Raw genomic sequence first — 22,263 nt, 5'->3', positions numbered from 1 at the left:
GATCAAGACACCAAGGGCTATGCGGTGACGGTGCCGCACAACACGGGGAAAGTGAACGTTACACCGACATTGCCGGGCGTTGCCGGAACGATTGTGACGGTCAACGGCACGGCGACAAGCGGTGGAGCGGTCGAGATCACGCTTGATGCGGATCGAACGACTGAGATCACGATCCAAGTGACAGCACCGGGCCATACGTCGAACCAGTACACGATCACCGTGACGGAGGAAGAGTTGATCAAACTGACCGGTTTGAATGTCACACCGGGCGGTCTGACCTACGATCCCGATACCACGGACTACTCGGTCAACGTGCCGAATGGCACGGCAACTGTGGAAGTGACTCCGACGCTGCCGCCGGTGATCGGTGCGGATGTAAAAGTCAATGGAGCGCCGCTGGTCGGCGGGAAAGCGACAGTTACACTCGACGGGAGCGGCGAGGCAACGATCGTAGTGGACGTGACAGCGCCGGGCTACACGGCGAACCAGTACACGATCCACGTGACGACATTGCCGCTGATCAAACTGGACAATTTGGCGATTGATGCGCCGGGTGGCCTGACGTTTGATCAAGACACCAAGGGCTATGCGGTGACGGTGCCGCACAACACGGGGAAAGTGAACGTTACACCGACATTGCCGGGCGTTGCCGGAACGATTGTGACGGTCAACGGCACGGCGACAAGCGGTGGAGCGGTCGAGATCACGCTCGATGCGGATCGAACGACTGAGATCACGATCCAAGTGACAGCACCGGGCCATACCCCGAACCAGTACACGATCACCGTGACAGAGGAAGAGCTGATCAAACTGACCGGTTTGAATGTCACACCGGGCGGTCTGACGTTTGATCCTAACAACTTGACCTATGCGGTGACGGCTCCGTATGGAACTGAAAAGGTTGATGTCACACTGGCATTGCCGGCTGTGACGGACGTAGCTGCATCGGTTAACGGGACTTCGACAGCTGGTGAAGCTGTAGAAGTTGCGCTCGATCTGGATGGCTCAACAGACATCACAGTGAACGTAACGGCGCCGGGTTATACGGCAAATCAGTATACGATCACTGTGACAATCGGACTTCCGTCTACCAACGCGAACCTGAGCAACCTGACGGTCAATCAAGGTCTGCTGACTCCTGCATTTGCACTGAACAAGGACACCTACACCGTGACGGTACCGTACAGCGTCAGCACGCTGAACGTAACGCCGACGCTGGGTCACGCCGGTGCGACGATGACGGTCAACGGTGTCAAGCGCGACAGCGGCAACGCGGTGCCGGTCGAATTGAACGTCGGTCCGAATACGATCACGATCATGGTGACCGCTCAAGACGGCCTGACGACCAAGCCTTACACGATCACTGTCACGCGCGCTGCCTATGTGCCGCCCGTTGACGACAAAGTCAAAGGCACGCTGCTTGGTAACATCACCAAGCTGATCGGCAACGGCAACAAGCTCAGTGCGGACGTGTATAGCGCGGATGGCAAGACGCTGCTGCAAGGCGGGGTTGACATCATCGGCGCGAATGGCAAGTTCGAGCTGAAGAAGCTGGAGCCGGGCTCGTACCGCATGGTGATCTATGTGCTCGGCGACAACGGCGCGAAACTGGCCGGTGAGACCGCGATGCTGACCGTCAACGGCAACAAGGAAGCGACGGCAAGCGCATCGGTCATCGATCCGTTTGGCGTAGTGACCGACGCGATCAGCAAGAAAGCGGTGGATGGCGTGACTGTCACCGTCTACTGGGCGGACACGGCGCTGAACAAGAGCCAGGGCAGAACCCCGGGCTCGAAAGTTGAGCTGCCGCGACTGTCCCCGATGACGAACAAGAACGCCAACGGTCAAACGACCGGCAAGGACGGCCAGTTCGGCTGGCTGCTCCTGCCTGAAGGTGACTACTACATCGTGGCCGAAAAAGACGGCTACGAGACGTACGACGGCCGCAGCAACGTTCTTCACGTCGGTCAATCTGCTGTGAAGACGAACATCACGCTGCAGCCGAAAGTGCTGGAGGAAGGTGTCATCGAGCCGTACATCACCGGCTACCCGGATGGCACGTTCAAGCCGAACCGAGGCATCACGCGCGCTGAGCTGGCTTCGATCCTGCTGCGTGTGATCAACATCAAAGCAGAAACGTCCGGCTCCATCTACAGTGACGTGAGCCCTTCGAACTGGGCGGCTCCTGCAATCGCAGAAGTCACCAAGCGCGGCCTGATGGTCGGCTACCCGGATGGCACGTTCCTGCCGAACAAGGAGATGTCCCGCGCGGAGATCGCCGTCGTGCTTGGCAAAGTGAAAGACCTGTCCGGCACGCCGCAGAAGTCTTCGTTCACCGACATCGACAAGCACTGGGCGAAGAATGCGATCCTGCTCGCGGAACAAGCGGGCCTGCTCAGCGGCCATACGGACGGCAAGTTCCGTCCGGACAACGCGCTGACTCGAGCGGAAGCGGTCGTCATCTTCAACAAGGTGCTGGGCTGGAACGATCTGAACGTCAACAAGCCGCAGCGCTGGTCGGATGTACCGCCCAACTACTGGGCGTACAAAGACATCATGCGCGCCTCCGTCCCTCATGCGTATCAGAAGCTGGGGAACGGCATGGTGATCTGGAAGTAACAACTTGCACCCAAAACGGGCCGGCTCCTGAGCAATTCAGGGGCCGGCCCGTTTGATTTTTCTGGGGGAAGGTGGGAATATTGGTTTCAGAAAGGGGTTGCCAACACCCCGGGGTGGTTCCCGGTGCAAGAGCACCGGCAAGGGAAGTAACTAGCAGCCTGCTCCGATAATTGGGGCAGGTTTTTTCAACTTTCCTCTTGACCCTCACGCAACGTGAGGGCGTAAGATCGAAGCATCGGAGGTGATGATGTGTGGCCTACAAAGTAAAAGAACTTGCCGATCTGGTGGGCGTGAGCGTGCGGACGCTGCATCATTATGATGAAATCGGGCTGCTCAAGCCCGGCGAGGTCAGTGCAGCCGGGTATCGGCTGTATGCTGCGCAAGAGCTCGAGCGGCTGCAGCAGATCCTGTTTTTCCGGGAGATCGGATTCTCACTGCAGGAGATCAAGGACACCCTGGACAGCCCGGATTTTGACCGCAAGCGCGCCTTGGCGGCCCACAAGGAGATCCTGCTGCAGAAGAAACAGCGGCTGGAAGACATCATCGACACCGTCAACAAAACGATCGCTTCGATCGAAGGAGGACCCACGATGAGCGAAAAGGAAATGTTCGGAGGATTCGACATGAAACAGATCCAAGACCATAAAAACAAGTACTCCAAAGAAGCACGCGAGCGCTACGGAGACGAAATCGTCGAGAAGGCAGAAAAGAAAGCTGACAGCTACAGCCAGGACGATTGGGCGAAGATCAACGCCCGCCAGGAAGCGAACATGAAGCAGATCCTCGACAACATGCACAACGGCCCGGCCGACCCGCTGGTGCAGGAAGCGATCGCCGACAGCCGTCAGGCGATCACCGACTACTACTACGACTGCACCCCGGAGATCTTCCGCGGGCTCGGCGACCTCTATGTGCTGGATGAGCGCTTCACCGAGTTTTACGAAAAAATCAAACCGGGCCTCGCCGAATTCATGCGCGACGCGATGCACCACTATGTCGACAACCTCGACACCGGCAAGTAGTTGCAAGCCAAAGAACGAGACTGCCTTCAAGGGCAGTCTCGTTTTGCGATCCGGCCGGCTGCAGGCGGGATGATGTGTGGCAACGCGAGGTATACTAGCAGCGTGAGTCCCCCTACATACTGCCGGAGGTGTGAGCATGAGCAACAAGTTGACTGCCGTATTGAACCAGCAGATCGCCAACTGGACGGTGCTGTACATTAAACTGCACAACTACCATTGGTACGTGAAAGGCCCGCAGTTCTTTACGCTGCATACCAAGTTCGAAGAGTTCTACACCGAAGCCGCCCTGCACATCGACGAGCTGGCGGAGCGCCTCTTGTCCCTGCACGGCCGCCCGGTCGCGACGATGCGCGAAGCGCTGGAGCTGGCGTCCGTGCAGGAAGCGAACGGCACCGAAAGCGCGGAAGAGATGGTGCAAAACGTCGTTCGCGATTTTGAGACGCTGATGGGCGAGCTGAAGGCGGGCATGGAAACGGCGGAGGAATCGGGCGACGAGCCGACCGGCGACATGCTGCTTGCGATCTATTCCGGTCTGGAAAAACACGTCTGGATGCTCAACTCGTTTTTGGGCAAGTAAGCGGGCGGCAAAAAAGCTGGCACCTTATGGGGTGTCAGCTTTTTCAATGTCCGGTTCTTTTGTTTTCCGCTTGAACGGGTTGAGCTTCGAGCGATATTTTTTCACCAGTTCCCGTCCGACAAAAAAGCCGCCGATCCAAAACGTCACCTCACCGGCGATGGCGAGCCCGGCGACCAGCGTTGCTTTGACGCCGGTGGGAAACGGGGTGAACGGCACGAGGAAGATCGCGCCGTACAACAGGAAGGAAATCCCGATCAGGACGATGCCGAAATACTTTTTGGTCATCTTGCATAGCCTCCCAGCCAGTTGAAGATCTCCCGGTCGCGCGCCTGATGGACGTTTTGCAGAAAATGATCGCCTTCCGGGTAGAGGATGAACTTGTGCTCCGCGCCGTGCGCCTGCAGTTGCTCGACCAGCTGCAAGGACTCTTCCGGGTACACGCGACGGTCCTGCCCGCCGTGCTGGATCAGCAGCGGCACGCGCAGCAACCGCTCCGGCCAGCAGAGCGCGGAGCGCTCGCGGTAAGGCTCCGGGTTCGCGGCGGGGTCTCCGAACAGGCCGCCGTAGAGCTGCTCCATGGCATGCGGCAGCGGACGGCGGGCGAGATCGGTCGGCGCGGCGACGACGGCGGCCGCACGCAGGGGCAGACCGTGGCGGATGCAGAGGTAGGTCATCATGCCGCCGCGTGAATGGCCGAACATGAACAGCTGTGACGCATCGGCGTACGGAAGCGATTCGGCGAGCCAGGCCAGCACGAACAGGTCTTTCACATCGGCCCCGCCGTACTCGTCGCGCCCTTCGCCGCCGCCGTTGCCCCGGTACTGCGAAGCGAGCACGACATAGCCTCGCGCCGCGTACTCGGCGACGCGGACGAGCGCGGCGTCGTTGAGCTTGCTGAACGAGCGGTAACCGCCCCGGTTGTAGAGGAGCACGGGGCAGTTATGGCCAGCCAAAAGGGGCCGGGCGATGAAACCGGCCACTTTCAAACCATCGACCAGGTAGAAGATCTTCGTGATCTCCACCCGGTCTGCAAAATCAGGGTGTACCACGACAGGATGGGCCGAGACCATCCTGCCGTCACTTGCCAGACGCTGCATGGGAGTAGGGCTCCTTTTGCCTAGTTTCTTGTTCCAGTGTACCATGTTTTGCCGGTTCCGCCTCACAAGAAAAGACCTCGCCACGCTGCGCTGTGGCGAGGTCTTCTATTCTTGTTTGGCTAACTTTTGGCGGTTGGGCGTGGCTGGCGGTGCTTCCAAGTAGCCGTATTTGATCAGCAGTTGCAGCCCTTCCGTACCGTATTTGCCCGTTTCACCGATGATCCGCACCAGCTGCGCCGCGAGGTCGGCCCGCGTCGTATGGGCGAGCGAGAAGCCGTAGATGCCGAGCCCGTACGTGTTGAGCGCCGTGACGAAGTTGAGGATCAGACGATCGGAAAAAGGCGGCTCGGTCGCATCGGTCACCTCCACGCTGATCAATGCGGCCGGGGGGAGTTCGGCCTCTTTGGTCACGCTGTCAAAGATCCCGGCGATCTCGCGCGCGAGCTGTTTGCCTTTGAGCAAGTACTCGCGGATCTCCGGCTCCTGCACCGTCTGGATCAGCCCGGTCATCAGCAGGGTGCCGAGCTGGTTGCGAATCGAGTTGATGAACAGATGGCCCGTCTCCAGGACGTTGAGCGGCTGCTTGTTGCCGAGCAGCCCGGCCAAGAAGCCCGGATCCTGCACGAATGTGACTTCGGTCGGGTACGGCACGTACGGGGCGCGCACGAAGAGGCCTTTTTCCAGCAACAGCTCAAACGTGGCGTCTTCCAGCTCGGTGTAGTGATGCAGGCGCTGCATCAAGAAGTGGCGCAGATCGCGGGTCGGCGCGGTGGAGAGCGACATCTGCGACTGCTCCAGCGCCACTTGGTTCATGAACGCGACAAATTGCAGGATAAACGCGTCGTTAAACAGTTTGGGCGCGCCAGGGTGGACATCCGTTTCGGTATAGCCGCACGGCAGGGGGATTCGCTCGCGCTCGAAGAACTGGCGCAAGGCGGCCAGATGGCCTTCTTGCAGATCGAGCAGCCGCCGGAGCAGCAGCTTGCCTTCCGGGTCGTCCAGCGTGCGGTCAAAATAGGTGAGGATGCAATGCGACATCGATTCGTACTGATAGGTCTGCCACAAGCTGCCCAGTTCGGCGGAGACAAGTCGGTTCGTTTGCAAAGGAGTGTCCACCTCAGTTCAGCAAAGAATGGTACAGCTAGATAGCTATACCATTTGCCAAAAAGAGCTGCTTCATTCGGCCGCCGGGATTTCTTTTTTCGGAAGCATGCGCAGGCCGACCATGAACAGCGTCAAGCTCCACGACACCCAGTACATCCCGACCATCCATGCGGCCTGCGTGTCGGTGCCTTGCCAGATGCCGTGTACGGTCGCCAGCAGGTAGGCGACGGGGGAGAGCATGTGCAGCAGGCGCCAGATGCGGCTGCCGATCGTACGGCGCAGTTCGGTGGTCAGGATGGTGAAGGCCAGCAGGTAGAGGCCGAGAATGCCGATGCCCATCGGGATTCTCGCGGCGTCGGCCGCGTGAAACGGGATCAGGATGTCCTGCCAGCTGTAGCTTTTGTAATGGTCATAAAAGAGCATCGCAGCATGGAAGAGGACGAGGTACAACGCCCAGTTGGACAGCGTGTTGTGCAGCGCCGGCACGAGGCCGGGCGGCAGGCTGCGGTGTTTGCGGAACATGCTGTACAAGCCGGTGAGAACGGTAAGCGAAAGCAGGACATAGGCGACGATGCCTGAGGCGCGGATGAGCAGCCAGGCGTTAAACAAGATCATGGGCGACACTCCTTACGTGTTGGTGTTGGTCGATCAGCACGGCGCGGGCGCCGCGCTGTCTGATAAAGTCGGTGCCCGCGTCCGCGCCGAGCAGCAGGACGGTCTTAGCCCAGACGTCCGCTTGCACGGCGCTTGGGGCGACCACGGTGGCGGAAACGATCTCGCTGTCGGTCGGACGCCCCGTCCGCGGATCGAGGAGGTGGTGCAGCCAGCGCGCGCCTTTTTGCCAGCGGCGCTTGTAAGTCGAGGAGGTGGCGACCGCGCCGTGGCGCAAGTTGAGCACACCGACCTGCTCCTCCGCTGCGAACGGGTTCATCACGCCGATCTTCCACGGATTTGCGCGACGGCCGAACACGTGCAAGTCGCCGCCCGCGTTGACAAAGCCGTGCCCGAGCTGGCGGAGGTAACCGGCGGCGAGATCGACCGTCCAGCCTTTGGCGATGCCGCCGAGATCGAGCTGCACGCCGGGAGCGGCTTGTACCGTCTTGCGGGCGGCATCGAGCGTGAACGGGGCCATGGCGGAGGGGGCGTCGCAAGTGAAGTGCGCTTCTTCGGCAGACGGTTCGAGCAGCTCCAGCGACTTGTCATATCCGGCTTCGGTCAGCTGAGTCAGCAGGCCGGGGTGGAACAGGCCTTGCGTCTCTTCATAAGCTGCGAGGGCGGCGGTCAGCAGGTCGAAGAGCAGGGGGGAGACGCCGACTTCGCGACCCTCTGCCGCGTTGAGCTGGGACAGTTCGCTGTCCGGACGGAAGCGGCTGCCGACTCCTTCGACGTGCTGAAAGAGCAGCTCGACATCTGTCAAGATCTCCTGCAGCTCGTGCGCGCTGAGCGGTTGCTGCGGCACGAGCTTCAGCTCGACCCCGGTGTTCATGGCGCGAAACGAATGGCTGTATGAGTTCATGAGCCGTGCGTCTTCGTGTCCGGCGTCGAAGGCAGCCATGAAAAACTGCCGTTGCTGCTGCCGTCCTCAGCAGGGTACTGCGCGCCCGGGCTCTGGCGGTACTCGCTGTTCGACTCGCCGTGGCCATGATGTCCGCGCCCGCCGGTGCCGGGCGGTGTCTGTTGGGACGGCAGCCCTTGGCCATCGCTTGGGTCTGTCGTGTCGTCTTCCGTCTCATCGCCGAAGAAGGGCAGCTCCCAGTTCCAATCCCACTCGGACACCGTGTCGGTGTTCGCTTCGACTTGCGACGTGGTGGTCACGGCGGAGTTCGCCGTGCTGTGTTCGCCGAGGTAGCCGGCCAGCGCCGTCACGGCGGCGACGCTGCTCAGGCGGATGATCCAGTTGGCAAGTTTCTTTTTATTCATGATGAAGTCCCTCATTTCGTCATCGTTTATCGTGAACGTTATCTTGATGGCTTCATTATCTGACCGCAACCTGAAACGAAGATGAGCCCAACCTGAAAACTTGCTGAAAATCGGCGGCGAGCCACGCACTGCAGAACAGAATCGGCTACACTGAAGGGGAGGTGAACCCGATGTACCAACCACAAGCGATCAAGATTCTCATCGTCGATGATGAGCCGAATATCCTGCAATTTTTAGAGCTGGGCCTGCAAAACGAAGGCTACCACGTCCTGACCGCGCCCGACGGCATGACGGCGGTCAACGCGGCGAAGGAACACCATCCGCATCTGGTCATCCTCGATGTGATGATGCCGGGCATGGATGGATTTGAAGTCTGCAAGCTGTTGAAAAAAGTCAGCCAGGCGGCGATCATCATGCTCACCGCCAAGGACGAAGTGGACGACCGCGTCAAAGGCCTGCAGCTCGGCGCGGACGACTATATGATCAAGCCGTTTTCCTTTCAGGAACTGCTCGCCCGCATCCAAGCCCGCGTGCGCAACCAATTCCCCCATCTGCTGAGCGAAGTGTCGTACGGGCCGTTCCGCATCGACGACCGGCGCAAGGAGATCTCCTTTCAAGGCGACGTGCTGGCGCTGTCGGCGACCGAATATGAACTGCTCAAATACATGGTGCTGAACCATGGCCTCGTGCTCAGCAAGCCGATGATCCTCGACGCCGTCTGGGGCTATGATTTCGGCGGGCAGGACAACATCGTCGAGGTCTATGTGCGCTCGATCCGCGAGAAACTTGGCGACCGCGAGCACAGCGTGATCCGCACGATTCGCGGGGCGGGCTATCGGGTGGACTTGCCATGAAGAGCGCAGCCCGCAACAAGCTGCTGCCGGAGCGCATCCGCCGCCTGTTCGCCCCGCGCTCGCTTCGCTTCCAACTCCTCTCGCGCTCGCTGCTGATCCTGCTCGGGCTGCTGCTGTTTATCGGTCTGTTTCAATTTCTCTTCATGCAGCAGTTCCTGTTCCAGAACAAAGCGGCGAGCATTCAGTCGCAGATCCGCAGCGTGCCGTCCCAAGTCTGGGCGCGCCTGCTCAGCGATCCGCAACGGGACGGCGACTTCGACCGCCGCGATGCGGAGTATCTGGCCATCCCTGATTCGAACGTCGCTTTTGTCGACCTCAACGGAACGGTGCACGCGTTGTACAGCCGCGGCGCACACGGCAAGGTGCCGCAGTTGAAACCGACATTCTATCAAAAAGCCCTGCAGCCGCAAAAGCACGGCGATGATGGCGAGGCGGCGTACCACATCATCGAAGACGAGCATGGCGACGGGCAGCTGATCGTGCTCTCCCCGCTGTACTACCGCGAGCAGACAACCGGGCTGGTGCAGGTCAGCACGCGGGTGGAGCCGCTGCAGCATGTGCTGTTTTCCCAGCTGGCCATCTTCTTGGTGCTGGCGGCGGTGGCGCTCTTGGCCGGGCTGCTCACCTTGCTGCCGATCTTGCGCCGCACGCTGGTGCCTTTGTCGCAGATGGTCGACACGGTGGAGCGGATCAACGCGGGCAACCTCGACGAGCGCCTGCAGACCGAGCTGAGCCAGTTGGAGATCGAGCGGCTTTCCGCGTCGTTTAACGGAATGCTGGAGCGACTGCAGCACTCGTTTGAAACGGAAAAAGAGGCGCGGGAGACGATGCGCCGTTTTGTCGCCGACGCCTCCCATGAGCTGCGCACGCCGCTGACCTCGATCCGCGGCTTTCTGGAAGTCCTGCTGCGCGGCGCGGCGAACAATCCGGAGCAGTTGCAGCGCGCCCTGCAGAGCATGCACGGCGAATCGGAGCGCCTGTCCAAGCTGGTGCAGGATCTGCTCACCCTGGCCCGCCTTGACCGCACCCCGCAGGCGGAAAAAACGGACGGGCGGCTCGACCGGCTGCTCTCCGACATGGAACCGCAATTGCGCATGCTGGCCGGGGAGCGTGAGGTGGCGCTCACGCTGACGACGGAGCAGGCCTCGTGGTTCGACGCCGACCGGATCAAGCAGGTGATCTTGAACCTGTTCCAGAATGCCGTCCAGCACACCGACCCGCAGCAAGGGCGGATCGCCGTCTGCCTGCAGGAGCAAGCGGACGGTCTGCTGCTCACCTTCGAGGACAACGGTACGGGGATCGCCGAAGAGCACCTCGCCCAGCTGTTCGACCGCTTCTACCGTGTCGACTCGGCCCGCTCCCGGATGCATGGCGGGGCGGGACTCGGGCTCTCGATCACGAAAACGATCCTCGACATTCACGGCGGCACGATCTCTTGCACCAGCCAGCCGGGGCAGGGCACCGTGTTTGAGGTGTGGCTGCCGCTGAGATAAGGTAAACTAGAAACAAAGGGAGGAATTGGACATGAGCGAACACAATCATCAGCTCGCCACGTTTGCGGGCGGCTGTTTCTGGTGCATGGTCAAACCATTTGAAGAGGAGCCGGGCATCCTCAAGGTCGTCTCCGGCTACACCGGCGGGCACAAGGCGAACCCGACCTATGAAGAGGTCTGCTCGGAGACGACCGGTCATTATGAAGCGGTGCAGATCACGTTTGATCCGGCGGTCTACCCGTATGAGAAACTGCTGCAGACCTATTGGCGGCAGATCGACCCGACCGACACGGGCGGGCAGTTTTATGACCGGGGGCAGTCGTATCAGACGGTGATCTTCTACCACAGCGAGGAGCAGCAGCGGGCGGCGGAAGCGTCGAAGCAGGCGCTGCAGGACAGCGGGCGCTTTCAGAAGCCGATCGCGACGCAGATTCTGCCGGCGATGGAGTTCTTCCCGGCGGAAGAGTATCACCAGGACTATCACAAGAAGAACCCGGCCCACTACAACCGCTATCGCCATGGCTCCGGGCGCGATGCGTTCATCGAGCGGCACTGGACACTGCAGAAAGACCAGCAGGAGCTGCGCGAACGCCTGACGCCGATGCAATACCAGGTCACGCAGGAAAACGGCACCGAGCCGCCGTTCCGCAATGAGTTCTGGGATCACAAGGAGGAAGGCATCTACGTGGACATCGTCTCCGGCGAGCCTCTGTTCAGCTCCTTTGACAAATTCGACTCCAACTGCGGCTGGCCGAGCTTCCACAAGCCGATGAACATGTCGAACATCAAAGGGCGGATGGACACCTCCCACGGCATGGTGCGGATGGAGGTGCGCAGTCAGCAGGGCGACTCCCATCTCGGCCACGTGTTTGACGACGGTCCGGGGCCGGAAGGGCTGCGCTACTGCATCAACTCCGCCGCGCTGCGCTTTATTCCGAAAGCCGAGCTGGAGAAGGAAGGGTACGGCCAGTACCTGAGTCTGTTTGACGAGTGATCGAAAAAGAGCCTGCCCTCAACGCATGGGGCAGGCTCTTTGCATGTTCTACTGCATGGATTAGTCGCACAGCGGGCCGCGCAGCACCAGCGAGATCGGCTCAGGCTGATAGCCGAGGCGGGCGTTGAGCTTTTGGATCGGGTCATTGCCTTGGTGGTTGTAGGTGATCAGCTCGTGCAGGCCGGCTTGTTTCGCCCAGACCAGCTGGGCGTTTTTCAGCAGGGAGGCGATCCCTTGCCCGCGCCAGTTGCGCTTGACGGCGGTCAGCAGGTGCTCGGCGGCGGTGTCGGAGATCTCCACGATGCCGGCATAGCCGATCACTTCGCCGTCTGCGATCGCGACAAACGATCCGTCGAGGCGGATGCCCGGCGCCGAGATCTCAGACGCGATCCAGTCGGGCAGCGCCGGAACGGTCAGCGGCTCGGGCAGTGGAATGTCGGGCAAGCCTTCTGCCGCCACTGCGTGTGCGCCCGCGTACAGGTCTTCCCGGTCTTGCAGCGCCACGACCTCAAGTCCGTCCGGCAGCGCAGCGGGTGTTACAACGAGGTCTTGCACATTCAGAATGACCGGGCATTCGCGGGCCACTTCGGCAAAGCCGCGCTTTTCAAAAAAGGCCAAGGCGGCGCGGTCCGTTTCGGTGACGCGGCCTTGCAGGGAGCTGCGATTCAGCTTGCGGGCGTGTTCCGACACCGCTTGGTAGAACAGGGTGCCGAGCCCTTTGTTGCGCCACTCGGGCAGCACGCGGAGCATCGTGAACGCCTGCTGCGGCGAGCTGGACGCTTTGCAGACGGCGCTGCCGGCCGGGCGGTCGCCGACGCGGGCGATGAGCAAAAGTCCGTCCGGGTTGCTTTCGACATCATTCTTCAGAGCTTCCAGCGTGACCGGTTCTTTCGGGGTCAGCGTGTTTTTGACGGTGGCGCAGTCTTGCAGGTCTTGGTCGGTCACCGCAGCGGTGATCGTGAAAAGCGAGGTGTTCGGAGTTGTCATACAATCGTTCATCCTTTCGATTGGGAACTGTGCGGTTATCGAATGGGAATCAACAAGGGAAACGCCTCCTTTCCGTTTTGGCAAACCAATTGGGAACACCAAGTGCTGCTGCAAGACCTGCGCCCAGGTAAATTTCATTAATTATATGAGGAGCGCGAAATCGTTGTCAAGATGCGCCCGACTTCTTTTTCCACGTCTTCCATCTCGTTGTGGTAGTTGTAGAAGCCGAGGAAGGCGCGGGTCGCCTGCTCGTCGGAGCCGATCAGCTTGTTGACGGCCGTCTGCTCCGGCGTGAACGGGATGTTTTTGGTGAAGACGCAGGCCAATTGGAAGCGGGACATCATGTGCGCTTCCATCTCGCCTTCGTACGCGGCGGCGAGTTCCGCCCACGATCGGTTCCAGTCGAGGTGTTTGGCCAGCACGCGCGCACCGTACAAGGCGTCGTGCATGCCTTGGCCGACGGCCGGGTCTTTGAACGACAGGGCATCGCCGAGCAGCGCCCAGCCCGGACCCATGCCTTGGTACCAATCGTTGTCATAGCCGTGCAGCCCTTTCACTTTGCCGACCAGCGTGGCCTGGCTGAGCCGCTCAGGGAAGGTGGTGCTAGAAAAGCTTTCGCGGAGCAGATCGAGGATCGCCCGTTCCGGGTCGTGCCGGAAACGCTCCATCTCCTTCTGATTGTCGAGCGGATACATCACACCGACCACGGCGAGGCCGTCGGAGGTCGGGAAGACGATGGCGATGTTTTCACCGATCTTGTAAAACTCGACACAGGTCTCACCGTCCGATTGGAAGCCGGAGTAGTACGCGACATAGGAAGCGTAATCGGTCGGCACCGCCAGCTTCTGCTGTGCACCGACCAGACGGCGCACAGTGGAGCGGCGTCCGTCCGCGCCGACGACCAGCTTGGCCTGATATTCTTGCCGGACACCGTCCTGGTCAACGCCGGCCACGCCGCTCACCGCGCCGTCTGCCCGCAGCACCTCGGTGACGCGAAAGCCCTGGCGTCCCGTCACGCCGGGCTGGGCGGTGGCGTGCTCGTACAGGATGGTGTCGAGGTAGGGGCGGCGGATGCAGAGGCAATGCGTTTCGCCGTCCACTTCCGGCATGTCGCCGTCGATCTCGGCGTCTTCGAACTTCATGTAGCAGCGCTTGTAGGTCGGCGTATGGGTCGCCAGCAATTTGTCTAACACGCCCATCTCGCGGAGCATGGCGACCGAGTTGTTGAAAAAATTATGTGTGGAGTAGACATCGCTCGGGAAGGTGCTGCGCTCCAGCAGCAGGACGGTAAAACCTTTTTGGGACAGCTCATAGGCGAGCGCTGAGCCGGCGATGCGGGCACCGACGATGATGACGTCATAAGTCGTTTTCATAAACAATCCCCCTTTTTCTTCCATCTTACGGGAGAGAAAAGGGGGAGCCATCCATCGAACGTTATACGGGACGTTATAACTTCACCTGTTCAGCAGGCGCTGCTCTTTCGCCTTTTGGATCGCCTGCACGCGGCCTTTGGCCTGCAGTTTGCTGTAGATGCGGTTGAGGTGCAGTTTGACGGTGCCTTCGGTCAGCACGAGCGCGGCGGCGACCTCGCGGTTGGTGCGCCCGGTGGCGAGCAGTTGCAGGACTTCCAGCTCGCGGGCGGTCAGCGTGTGCACGGGCGGGGCGTCAGGCGAAGCCGCAGCCCCGCTTCCGGCGGTGAGCAGGAGGCGGTTGAAATAGGCCTGCGACACGCCCGTCTGCAGTTCCGGCATGTGGCGCTTCTTGCGCACTTCGGCATAGCGGCACAACAGCGCGTCCGCTTCACGGATCGCTTCGGCCGGGGTGCGCAGGTAGCCATGGAGCTCGCCGAGGGTCAGCGCTTCGTGCAGGTGGAGCAAGGCGGCGTGGTCGTTGCCGAGCTGGTGCGACAGGGCGGCGAGGCAAAGCTGCGCCTCCAGCGCCGTCATCACACAGTGCTTCCGGCGGGCCGTCTTCAGCAGCGCTTCGGCCAGCGGAACAGCAGCTTCCGCCCGGCCAACGGCGAGCAGGGCGCGGATGCAGGTCAGGGTCTCGTACTCCTGGCCGGGGCGAAACTGCTGCTTGGCAGCGTCCAGCCACGTGCGGACCGGCGCTAAGTCGCCTTTTGCCAGCGCAAGTCGGATGAAGGCGGCATTCAACGCGCTGTGCCAGTGGGAGTCGAGCAGGTCGTGCTCTTGCAGCACGGTCAGCGCTGCAGTCAGCGTTTCCTGCGCGGCGTCGAGATCGCCTTGGGCGCGGAGTACATTCGACATGACGATCATCGCCGGAATGTACGCGCCGAGCAGGTGGCCCGGCTTGGCGAGGGCGATGGCTGCATCGGCGCACCGCTCCGCTTGCTCCAGCTCGCCGCGCTCATAGCAGAGCTCGCTCAGCGCAAGGCGCTGATAGGCGCTGTAGGGAAAGCGCTGCAGGCCGTTTTTGCTGATGAACGCATCGTAGACCGCATGGTGGCGCGAGGCCAGTTTGATCCGGCCGTCGAATCCGTAATAGCTGCGGATGAACGGCACCGCACCGTCGTTTAATTCGATGCCCAGGGACAGCAGGAGCGGCAGCGCGTCCTGTTCCGGGAGGTCGTCGCGCGCATAAAGCCGGTCGATCAGCTCGATCGCGAGGTCGAAGTTGCGGGTGATCAGCGCGGAGAAGTTCTCGAGGATCTGCACCTCTTCACCCATGCGCAGCAGGAGCGGGTCTCCCGTCTGCCCCATCGTGAGAAGCGCGGCGTTCAAGTCCCGGAGATGGCGCTGCATGCCGTCGAACTTGCCCATCAATAGCTCCGTCCACGACTGGATCAGCAGCATTTCCGGCTGCGCGGAGAACGGCGGGGGCAATTGCAGCAGCCAGTCGTAGAGCGTGGACAGCACGCGCCGGCGGAACAGGGAGGGGACGATGCGCCGGATCAGCCCGCTCGCCCGCTCATAGCTCCCGGCGGCGAGGGCGTGGGGGATCGCCTCTTCGATCAGGCCCTGCGCTTCGTACCAGCGGGAGGCTCGCTCATGCAAAAGAGACACTGCTTTGACCGGCTCGTGTTGCAGGCGGCTGCTCAAAAAGTCGGCGAACAGGTGGTGGTAGCGGAACCAATAGCGGCTTTCGTCGAGCGGGATCAGGAAGAGATTGGCCTGGCCGATCTGGCGAAGCAGCGCTTCGGCGTCCGCTTGCAAGGTGACCGACGCGCACAGTTCGCCGTTCATCCGCGACAGGATCGAAGTGTGCAAGAGGAAGCTTTGCACCGCGTCGGGCAGGTGCTGAAACACTTCCTCCATCAGATACTCGACCACATAGCGGTGATGGCCGGAAAAATGCTGCAAAGCGCCGGGCTGACCGGCCCGCTGTGACACGACGGCGAGCTGAATCCCGGCCGCCCAGCCTTCGGTGCGCGCGGCGAGCAGGCGCAGGTCCTCGGCGCTGGGCGGCGTGCTGGTCTGCAACGACCAGTACGTCTCCATCTCGTCGGCGGTGAATTTGATGTCGGCGATCTCCAGCGCCAGCAGCTGCCCTTTGGCGCGCAAGGCGCCGAGCGGGATCGGCAGGTCCTGACGCGAGATCAGGCAGACGTGCACCTGCCGGGGGAGGTGTTCGAGCAAATCAGACAGCGAGCGGTGCACCTCTTCCGACTGCAGCAGATGGCAGTCGTCGAGCACCAGCACCACATCGTGCTCGAGCAGGAACAGCTGATTGACCAGCCAGGCCAGCAACCCGTCGATGGAAAACGTCAAGGTCGGCTGCAGCAGCCCGGCCGCCTTTTTCGCCAGCCCCGGCAAAAGCGGGTCGAGCGCCGCGATCACATAGCTCCAGAAGCGCAGCAGGTCGTTCTCGCCTTTGTCGAGCGACACCCACGCCGCCGCGATCTGGAACTGGCGCACCCAGTCGCTGACCAATGTCGTTTTGCCAAAACCGGGCGGGGCGGTGACGACCGTCAGCTTGCAGGTAAGCGCCATCGCCATCTTGGCCAGCAAGCGCTCGCGGGAGATGTGGTACAAGGGTTGATGCGGTATATAGAGCTTGGTCGACAACAAGGGAGGGGAAGCAGGTTCAATTGCATCTTTCATGTTGTGAATCCTTCTTTCGCAGTAAAAATCACATTGTTATCATATCACCCCATGCGGAAAAAAGAAGCCTGCCCCGTGCGGGCAGGCTTGGTGTTCTGGCTGGCTGGTATTAGTTCATCTGTCCAAGGATTTTGCAGACGTTGTATTCCGCTTCGGCGCGCTTGGCTTCCGGCAGGCGCTGCAGGAGGAAGAGGGCGGCGTAGGGGACTTTCAGGCAGTGCGGGTCGTTGTAGGTCCGGCCCCAGTACTCCGGCGCGAAGATCGAAGTGAACGGCGGTACGACGATCTCGGTGCCGCGCACCTGTTCGTGGTCGACGGGGACGGTGCGGTTGAGCTGCATTTGGATGCGGTGGTTGGGCAGGCCGGCTTCGGTCAGCTCGGGGAAGCCGAGGCGGTCGTATTCGATCAGGGCTTGGGCGTGGGTCAGGCCGTGTTCAACTTCGCCGGTGAAGTGGTACTTCTTGCCGTCGATCACTTGACCCGGATAGATGTGGCGGCACTCTTCCAGCGCGCGCTCGGCCAGCTCATCCAGATCTTGATACGCCGGGATGGCGGTGACTTGGTCGACGGTGAACCGGCTGTAGTCTTCGATGCCATAATAGCGGTTGCCCGGGCCTTCGGACGACGCGATCAGGCAGTTGTAGAAGCCGTTGACAACGCTTGGCAACAGCATGTCGGGGCGTTCGAGCAGCGCTCTCAGCGCGAGGAAGCCGTACGCGTTGCCATGTCCGGAGTGCGAGAGGCGCGCGGTGTTGGCGCGCAGGCCGTTCAGGATGCGTTCGAGCAGCGCCGGGTCGGCTTGCTCGCCATCGTACGGGACGAACAGCTCGGGAGAGGCGGCGATCAAGTGATCCGCCATGTTTTGGATGCCGGTGCGGACATGTTCAGGCAGGTCAATATCCCGATCGAGATAGTAGGCAGCCAAGACGGCCGCGCCGTAGTGCCCGCCGAACCAGCCCGGTTTTTCCCCGGTGCGCCCCAGCGCCGTCAAGCCAAGTTCCAAATACCGCTCATTGATCATGAATACCAACTCCTCCATATTCTGTATGAATACATATTATATGATTATGTATGGAAAGTAAAGACAAAAGTTTATTTCTGGTATATAGTAGAAAATAACCAAGATTCAGAGCAGAGAGGGGCACTCATGATGTTGTATCATACGATTGAAACAGAACGGTTGACGATCCGCGAGTTGACATTGGACGACCGGGAAGCGGTGTGGCGGCATTTTGCCAGCGCGGAAGTGACGGAGTTTATGGACATTGAGCCATGCCGGGACTTGGCGGAAGCGGAGGAGATCATCCGGTTTCATCTGGAGGACACCGGCACGCGCTGGGGCCTGTTTGAGAAGGATGGCGGCGCCTTGGTCGGGACGATTGGATACCATTGCTGGGTGCAAAGCGAGGCGCGGGCGGAGATCGGGTTCGATCTGGCCCGGGAGTTCTGGGGACAGGGCTTGATGCAGGAGGCGCTGCGCCCGGTGCTGGCGTTTGGCTTTGGCAACATGGGACTGCGGCTGATCGAAGCGACGGTCGAGCCGCCAAACGAGCGCTGCCTGAAGCTGATGGAGCGGCTGGGGTTCGCGCGGGAGGAGCAACTGCGCGACGGGCTGGTCTATCTGACGCTCGGCAACTAAAAAAGACCTCCGGTGGGAGGTCTTTTTCTATTTCAGGTTCTCGGCGATCTGATCCAAGACCCGCATGCAAACGGTCAAGTCGTCCGGATCGATGCCGGCGGTGGTGTCGGAGATCGTCTGCTGGGCTTGACCGATCAGGCCTTTTTGCATTTCGCGGCCTTCTGCCGTCAGGTAGATCAGGTTCGAACGGCGGTCGTTCGGATGCGCGACCCGCATGACGAGGTTGCGTTTGATCATGTTGTCCAGCAGGCGGGAGACGCTGGGCTGGTCTTTGTGCGTGGCGGCTGCCAGCGCGTTTTGCGTCTGGCCGTCTTTGACCCACAGCTCCATCATCAGCAGCCACTGCTCGTGCGTGACAGGTAAATTTTTCGCCGTGAAGTTCTGATTGAGCCGGTTGGTGACCAGTCGTGAGGTGTTGGCCAGCTTGAAGCCAATCGAATGTTCCAGCTTATAATCGCGATAATCCATCCGTACCATCCTTTGCGGCTATTACCCTTAGAATATCGAAATTGCGAAGTATATGCAATTTATCGAGCATGGCCGTCTCATTTTTTAGCTACATTTGGACAGGATAAAAATCGGAGGTCATGCTTATGGTAACGGCATTCCTAGTCTCGGCAGCTATGCTCCTGCTGGTCGCTTTTATCTGTCTGCCCAAACGGTTGCATCCCCGCGAGATCGCCACGGTCTGGACGGGATTCGTTTTTGTGTTGATCACCTTGCTCGGCATGGCTGGCCCGAAAAACGGCAAGTTCCTGAGCGTGCAGGAAGATCTGCCGACCTACGTTTCGATCCGCATCTGGGAGGTGCTGGTCATCCCGCTGGTGCTGCTGCTGTATCTGAACCGCTCGCAGTCTCTGGAGCGGAGAGGTGCGAAATGGCTGGCGGCGCTGTTCTGTTTGCTCGTGTTATACGGGTGCGAGCTGGGGATCGTCTGCCTGAAGGTGATGTCCTACCAGAGATGGCAATTCTGGTGGTCGCCTTTCTTCTGGCTGGTGATGCTGGCGTTTGCGGTCGGCTTGCAAAAAGGGATGCGCAGCCTCTTGCAGAAGGAGGTGCAGCAGTCGTGATCCCTCTGCCCCAAGACTTTGACCTCAACGAATGGGCGGTGATCGGCTTTTTCCTCTTCAGCGCTTTCATCGCCTGGCGCTTGCCGAAACGGTTTCGGCTCTCCTTGATCATCCCTTTGCTCTTGTTCTGTCTCGCCACCGCCCGCACGTTTGACCGCATGCTGGCCGGTCCGTTTCTGCATGACCTGTATGACATCATGGACTGGAACAAACTCGATGCCGGCGACCTGATGACCTATGTGATGTTTGCGCCTGCCGGGTATCTCTTCGTCTACCTTTATGATCGCTGGGAGGTAAAAGGGCTGGCCGTGCCGGCCTATATCCTGTGCTGGTCGCTGCTCAGCACCGGGATCGAGTGGCTCTTGCATCTGGCCGGTGTCTTTGAGTACAAAGCATGGAAGATCGAGCACTCCTTTGCGGTCTACATCTGTGTGCAGCCGTTGACGTTATGGTTGTTTCATGTGCTGAAACCAGAAAAGAGGGTCAGCTCGTCGACGAGCTAACCCTCTTTGCGTTTGCGGTACACCCGCTCCGGCCGGCCGACCACGCCATAGGACAGGTCGGCACTGACGGCGCCTTGGGCGACCAGATATTCCAGATAGCGTCTTGCCGTGGAGCGGGACGCGCCGATCTCGCGTCCGACCGCTTCGGCGGTCAAGCCGTCGGCGTACTGTGTGATGACGGCGGAGACTTTCTCCAGCGTCAGGCTGTCGATGCCTTTCGGGAGGTACGACTCTTTGGACAGCTTCTGCCCGCCGCCGATCAGCTGGTCGATCTTGGCCTGATCGATCTGGCTGTGCTCCGTCTTCAGGTGCTGGAGCTGGCTGCGGTACTCCTGATAGCGCAGCAGCGTCTGTTCGAACCGTTCGAAGACGAGCGGCTTGACGATAAAATCGAACACGCCGCCGCGAATCGCCTCGCGCACCGTATTGACTTCCTTCGCCGCCGTGATCATGATCACGTCCGTCTCGCGGTGATGCTCATGCATCCAGCGCAGAAAATCGAGCCCGTTCATGTCCGGGAAAAAGATGTCGAGCAGCACCAGCTCCGGGCGCAGCACTTCCAGCTGCTCCTGCGCCTGCTGCCGGGTGGTGGCGATGCCGATCACCCCGTACCCGGGCACTTTCTCCACAAAACGGCGGTTGATCTCGGCGATGCGCGGATCATCTTCCACGATCAAGATGTTCAGCATGTGTGGATTCACCTCCCGGCGCGTGTTTGGGAATGGCGACGGTAAACACGCTTCCCGTCGGCTGGTTGGCGGTGATGGTGAGGTAGCCGCCGAGCTGTTCGACCGCTTTTTTCACCAAGGCGAGGCCAAAGCCGCGGTGTTCTTCCGCGCCTTTTGTCGAATACCCGACCTCGAAGATCCGCTCCACGTCCCCCTCGGGAATGCCGGGGCCGGTATCTTCGACTTCGAGGATCAGGTCGGCGCCGAGGTCGGTCAGGAAGACGTGGACTTGTTTTTCCCCATCCTGTTGCAGCACCGCTTCCATCGCGTTGTCGATCAGGTTGCCGAGGATCGTCACGAGATGGTTGCGGTCAAGGCCGGGCGGCAGGTCGACGAAAGTGCTCTCTTTGTCGATGTACAGCTCCACCTTCAGCTCATTGGCCCGGTTGAACTTGCCGATCAGCAGGCCGCCGATCATCGGGTCGGGCACATAGCGCATGATGAAATGCACGAGGTGCTGGTGCACGTCCGATTCGCGGGAGATGATCTCCATCGCTTCCTGATACGATTCCAGCTGGATCAGGCCGGAGATCATGTACAGCTTGTTGGAAAACTCGTGCGTCTGCGCGCGCAGGGACTCGGCGTAGCGCTTGACTTGGGACAGCTCTTCGTTGACTTTGTACCAGTCAGACTTGCTGCGAAACGAGGCGACGGCGCCGATCACATCGCCTTTGCCGCTTTTGACGGGGATGCGGTTGACCATCACCACTTCGTCGCCGACGATCATCTCGCGGTCGTATTCGGCGACGCCCGACTCCATCACTTTCAGCAAGCGCCAGCCTTTTTGCACGTCGCGGCTGTACGAGCCTTTCAGATCCTGCTCGGGCGAGAGGCCGAGCATCTGTTTGGCGGCGTGATTGGCCATCGTGACGAAGCCTTGGCGGTTGACGGCGAAGATGCCTTCGCGCACCGATTCCAGCACCGCTTCCTGCTCGCGGTACAGGCGGGCGATCTCTGCCGGCTCCAAGCCGAAGATCGCCCGCTTCACGCTGTTGGCGATCAGGACCGCGCCGATGACGGCGGCGAGCAGTCCGAGCAGGATCACCCAGGCCAGCTTTTGCCGGCCCGGTTCGAGGCGGTGTTCGATGTCCTCCTGCAAGAAGCCGACGGAGACGATCCCGATCACTTTGCCGCGCTCATCGTAGATCGGTGCCTTGCCGCGCAGGGACGGGCCGAGCGAGCCGACCGCTTCTGAGATGATCGACTCGCCGCGCAGGACGGGGGCGTTGTCGCCGCCGATCATGTGCTCGCCGATGCGCTCCGGAAGCGGGTGGGAATAGCGCACGCCTTCGCGGTTGCCGACGACGATGTATTCGGCGCCGGTCTCGATGCGGATGTCCTCGACCAGCGGCTGGATGATCTGCGACGGGTCTTGGGCGAAAAAGGCGGTGCGGATCTCCGGAATGCGGGAGACCGTCTCGGCGACGGTCAACGCGCGCATCCCGATCTGCTGCTGTATCGACTCGGTCTGCAGGTGTTCGATGTACAGCCCGATGACGAGGATGATCGTAAGCAAGAGGGAACAGATGAAGAGGATCAATTTGGATTGCAGTTTCATGTACTGTTCCTCCGTTCTCTCTTCATCTTACCAC

Annotated in this window: 22 protein-coding genes; 9 read left to right on the top strand and 13 right to left on the bottom strand. The window is 60.6% G+C overall.

What is annotated here, in order from left to right; genetic code table 11:
* The 3 genes from EV586_RS20115 to EV586_RS20105 form a co-directional block, all read left to right on the top strand.
* Nucleotides 1-2,619, top strand: a 2,619-nt coding sequence (locus tag EV586_RS20115) for a cadherin-like beta sandwich domain-containing protein (RefSeq protein ID WP_207893950.1), incomplete at its 5' end; no start/stop codon positions are given.
* 251 nt (nt 2,620-2,870) lie between these two features.
* Nucleotides 2,871-3,641 carry a MerR family transcriptional regulator gene (locus tag EV586_RS20110; protein ID WP_132946863.1) on the top strand — a complete coding sequence of 257 codons (771 nt, stop codon included), beginning with the start codon at nt 2,871-2,873 and terminating at the stop codon, nt 3,639-3,641.
* A 136-nt stretch (nt 3,642-3,777) separates the two neighbouring features.
* Complete coding sequence (locus tag EV586_RS20105; RefSeq protein ID WP_132946862.1) at nt 3,778-4,218, top strand: Dps family protein; 441 nt, start codon at nt 3,778-3,780, stop codon at nt 4,216-4,218.
* Between the two features lie 24 nt (nt 4,219-4,242).
* On the opposite strand, the gene EV586_RS20100 is transcribed toward EV586_RS20105, so the two are convergent.
* From EV586_RS20100 to EV586_RS20075, 6 genes are all read right to left on the bottom strand, one after another.
* Entirely contained in the window at nt 4,243-4,503 is a 261-nt protein-coding gene (locus tag EV586_RS20100) for a transporter suffix domain-containing protein (RefSeq protein WP_132946861.1), read from the bottom strand.
* Entirely contained in the window at nt 4,500-5,315 is an 816-nt protein-coding gene (locus tag EV586_RS20095; RefSeq protein WP_165898726.1) for an alpha/beta hydrolase family protein, read from the bottom strand. Before EV586_RS20095 ends, EV586_RS20100 begins: the two co-directional genes overlap by 4 nt.
* Nucleotides 5,316-5,420: 105 nt before the next feature.
* Nucleotides 5,421-6,419: a DUF3231 family protein gene (locus EV586_RS20090; RefSeq protein WP_165898725.1), complete on the bottom strand. Its 999-nt coding sequence runs from the start codon at nt 6,417-6,419 to the stop codon at nt 5,421-5,423.
* A gap of 72 nt (nt 6,420-6,491) precedes the next feature.
* The gene (locus EV586_RS20085) at nt 6,492-7,034 is read right to left on the bottom strand and encodes a ferric reductase-like transmembrane domain-containing protein (RefSeq protein WP_132946858.1); all 543 of its coding nucleotides are present in this window, start codon (nt 7,032-7,034) and stop codon (nt 6,492-6,494) included.
* Nucleotides 7,021-7,935 (bottom strand): FAD:protein FMN transferase, encoded by a 915-nt coding sequence (locus EV586_RS20080; RefSeq protein WP_165898724.1) that lies wholly within the window; start codon nt 7,933-7,935, stop codon nt 7,021-7,023. Before EV586_RS20080 ends, EV586_RS20085 begins: the two co-directional genes overlap by 14 nt.
* The gene (locus tag EV586_RS20075; RefSeq protein WP_132946856.1) at nt 7,932-8,339 is read right to left on the bottom strand and encodes a hypothetical protein; all 408 of its coding nucleotides are present in this window, start codon (nt 8,337-8,339) and stop codon (nt 7,932-7,934) included. The genes EV586_RS20080 and EV586_RS20075 overlap by 4 nt, the downstream gene beginning before the upstream one ends.
* A 170-nt stretch (nt 8,340-8,509) precedes the next feature.
* Here EV586_RS20075 and EV586_RS20070 point away from each other — a divergent pair, with 170 nt between their 5' ends.
* From EV586_RS20070 to msrB, 3 genes are read left to right on the top strand one after another with little or no spacing between them, the layout of a single operon-like run.
* Nucleotides 8,510-9,193 carry a response regulator transcription factor gene (locus tag EV586_RS20070; RefSeq protein WP_132946855.1) on the top strand — a complete coding sequence of 228 codons (684 nt, stop codon included), beginning with the start codon at nt 8,510-8,512 and terminating at the stop codon, nt 9,191-9,193.
* Nucleotides 9,190-10,686: a sensor histidine kinase gene (locus EV586_RS20065; protein WP_132946854.1), complete on the top strand. Its 1,497-nt coding sequence runs from the start codon at nt 9,190-9,192 to the stop codon at nt 10,684-10,686. The genes EV586_RS20070 and EV586_RS20065 overlap by 4 nt, the downstream gene beginning before the upstream one ends.
* 31 nt (nt 10,687-10,717) lie before the next feature.
* Nucleotides 10,718-11,680, top strand: coding sequence for a peptide-methionine (R)-S-oxide reductase MsrB (gene msrB / locus EV586_RS20060; RefSeq protein ID WP_132946853.1), 963 nt, complete (start codon nt 10,718-10,720; stop codon nt 11,678-11,680).
* A gap of 60 nt (nt 11,681-11,740) precedes the next feature.
* Here the strand turns inward: msrB and EV586_RS20055 are convergent, their stop codons facing one another.
* The 4 genes from EV586_RS20055 to EV586_RS20040 all read right to left on the bottom strand — a co-directional run bounded on the left by EV586_RS20055 (nt 11,741) and on the right by EV586_RS20040 (nt 17,752).
* On the bottom strand, nt 11,741-12,667 hold the full coding sequence (locus tag EV586_RS20055; RefSeq protein ID WP_165898723.1) for a GNAT family N-acetyltransferase: 927 nt from the start codon (nt 12,665-12,667) through the stop codon (nt 11,741-11,743).
* 137 nt (nt 12,668-12,804) lie between these two features.
* Nucleotides 12,805-14,040: an NAD(P)/FAD-dependent oxidoreductase gene (locus EV586_RS20050; RefSeq protein ID WP_132946851.1), complete on the bottom strand. Its 1,236-nt coding sequence runs from the start codon at nt 14,038-14,040 to the stop codon at nt 12,805-12,807.
* 81 nt (nt 14,041-14,121) lie between these two features.
* Nucleotides 14,122-16,731 carry a winged helix-turn-helix domain-containing protein gene (locus tag EV586_RS20045; protein ID WP_132946850.1) on the bottom strand — a complete coding sequence of 870 codons (2,610 nt, stop codon included), beginning with the start codon at nt 16,729-16,731 and terminating at the stop codon, nt 14,122-14,124.
* Between the two features lie 109 nt (nt 16,732-16,840).
* Nucleotides 16,841-17,752, bottom strand: a complete 912-nt coding sequence (locus EV586_RS20040) for a hypothetical protein (RefSeq protein ID WP_132946849.1) — start codon at nt 17,750-17,752, stop codon at nt 16,841-16,843.
* 126 nt (nt 17,753-17,878) lie between these two features.
* On the opposite strand from EV586_RS20040, the gene EV586_RS20035 reads away from it, so the two are divergent.
* Nucleotides 17,879-18,370 carry a GNAT family N-acetyltransferase gene (locus EV586_RS20035; RefSeq protein WP_243653104.1) on the top strand — a complete coding sequence of 164 codons (492 nt, stop codon included), beginning with the start codon at nt 17,879-17,881 and terminating at the stop codon, nt 18,368-18,370.
* Nucleotides 18,371-18,397: 27 nt separating this feature from the next.
* On the opposite strand, the gene EV586_RS20030 is transcribed toward EV586_RS20035, so the two are convergent.
* A complete protein-coding gene (locus EV586_RS20030) occupies nt 18,398-18,838 on the bottom strand; it encodes a MarR family winged helix-turn-helix transcriptional regulator (RefSeq protein ID WP_132946848.1) in 441 nt (146 codons plus the stop codon).
* Nucleotides 18,839-18,963: 125 nt separating this feature from the next.
* On the opposite strand from EV586_RS20030, the gene EV586_RS20025 reads away from it, so the two are divergent.
* Entirely contained in the window at nt 18,964-19,440 is a 477-nt protein-coding gene (locus tag EV586_RS20025) for a hypothetical protein (protein ID WP_132946847.1), read from the top strand.
* A complete protein-coding gene (locus EV586_RS20020) occupies nt 19,437-19,943 on the top strand; it encodes a hypothetical protein (RefSeq protein ID WP_132946846.1) in 507 nt (168 codons plus the stop codon). Before EV586_RS20025 ends, EV586_RS20020 begins: the two co-directional genes overlap by 4 nt.
* Here EV586_RS20020 and EV586_RS20015 read toward each other — a convergent pair.
* Together EV586_RS20015 and EV586_RS20010 are read right to left on the bottom strand one after the other, a co-directional pair.
* Nucleotides 19,940-20,632 (bottom strand): response regulator, encoded by a 693-nt coding sequence (locus tag EV586_RS20015; protein ID WP_132946845.1) that lies wholly within the window; start codon nt 20,630-20,632, stop codon nt 19,940-19,942. The genes EV586_RS20020 and EV586_RS20015 overlap by 4 nt on opposite strands.
* On the bottom strand, nt 20,604-22,229 hold the full coding sequence (locus EV586_RS20010) for an ATP-binding protein (protein ID WP_132946844.1): 1,626 nt from the start codon (nt 22,227-22,229) through the stop codon (nt 20,604-20,606). The genes EV586_RS20015 and EV586_RS20010 overlap by 29 nt, the downstream gene beginning before the upstream one ends.
* Nucleotides 22,230-22,263: the final 34 nt, after the last annotated feature.

This window comes from Tumebacillus sp. BK434 (genome assembly GCF_004340785.1).
Classification (GTDB): domain Bacteria; phylum Bacillota; class Bacilli; order Tumebacillales; family Tumebacillaceae; genus Tumebacillus_A.
Note: the sequence above shows the minus strand (reverse complement) of the source record. Positions and strands in the feature narration are given on the sequence as shown.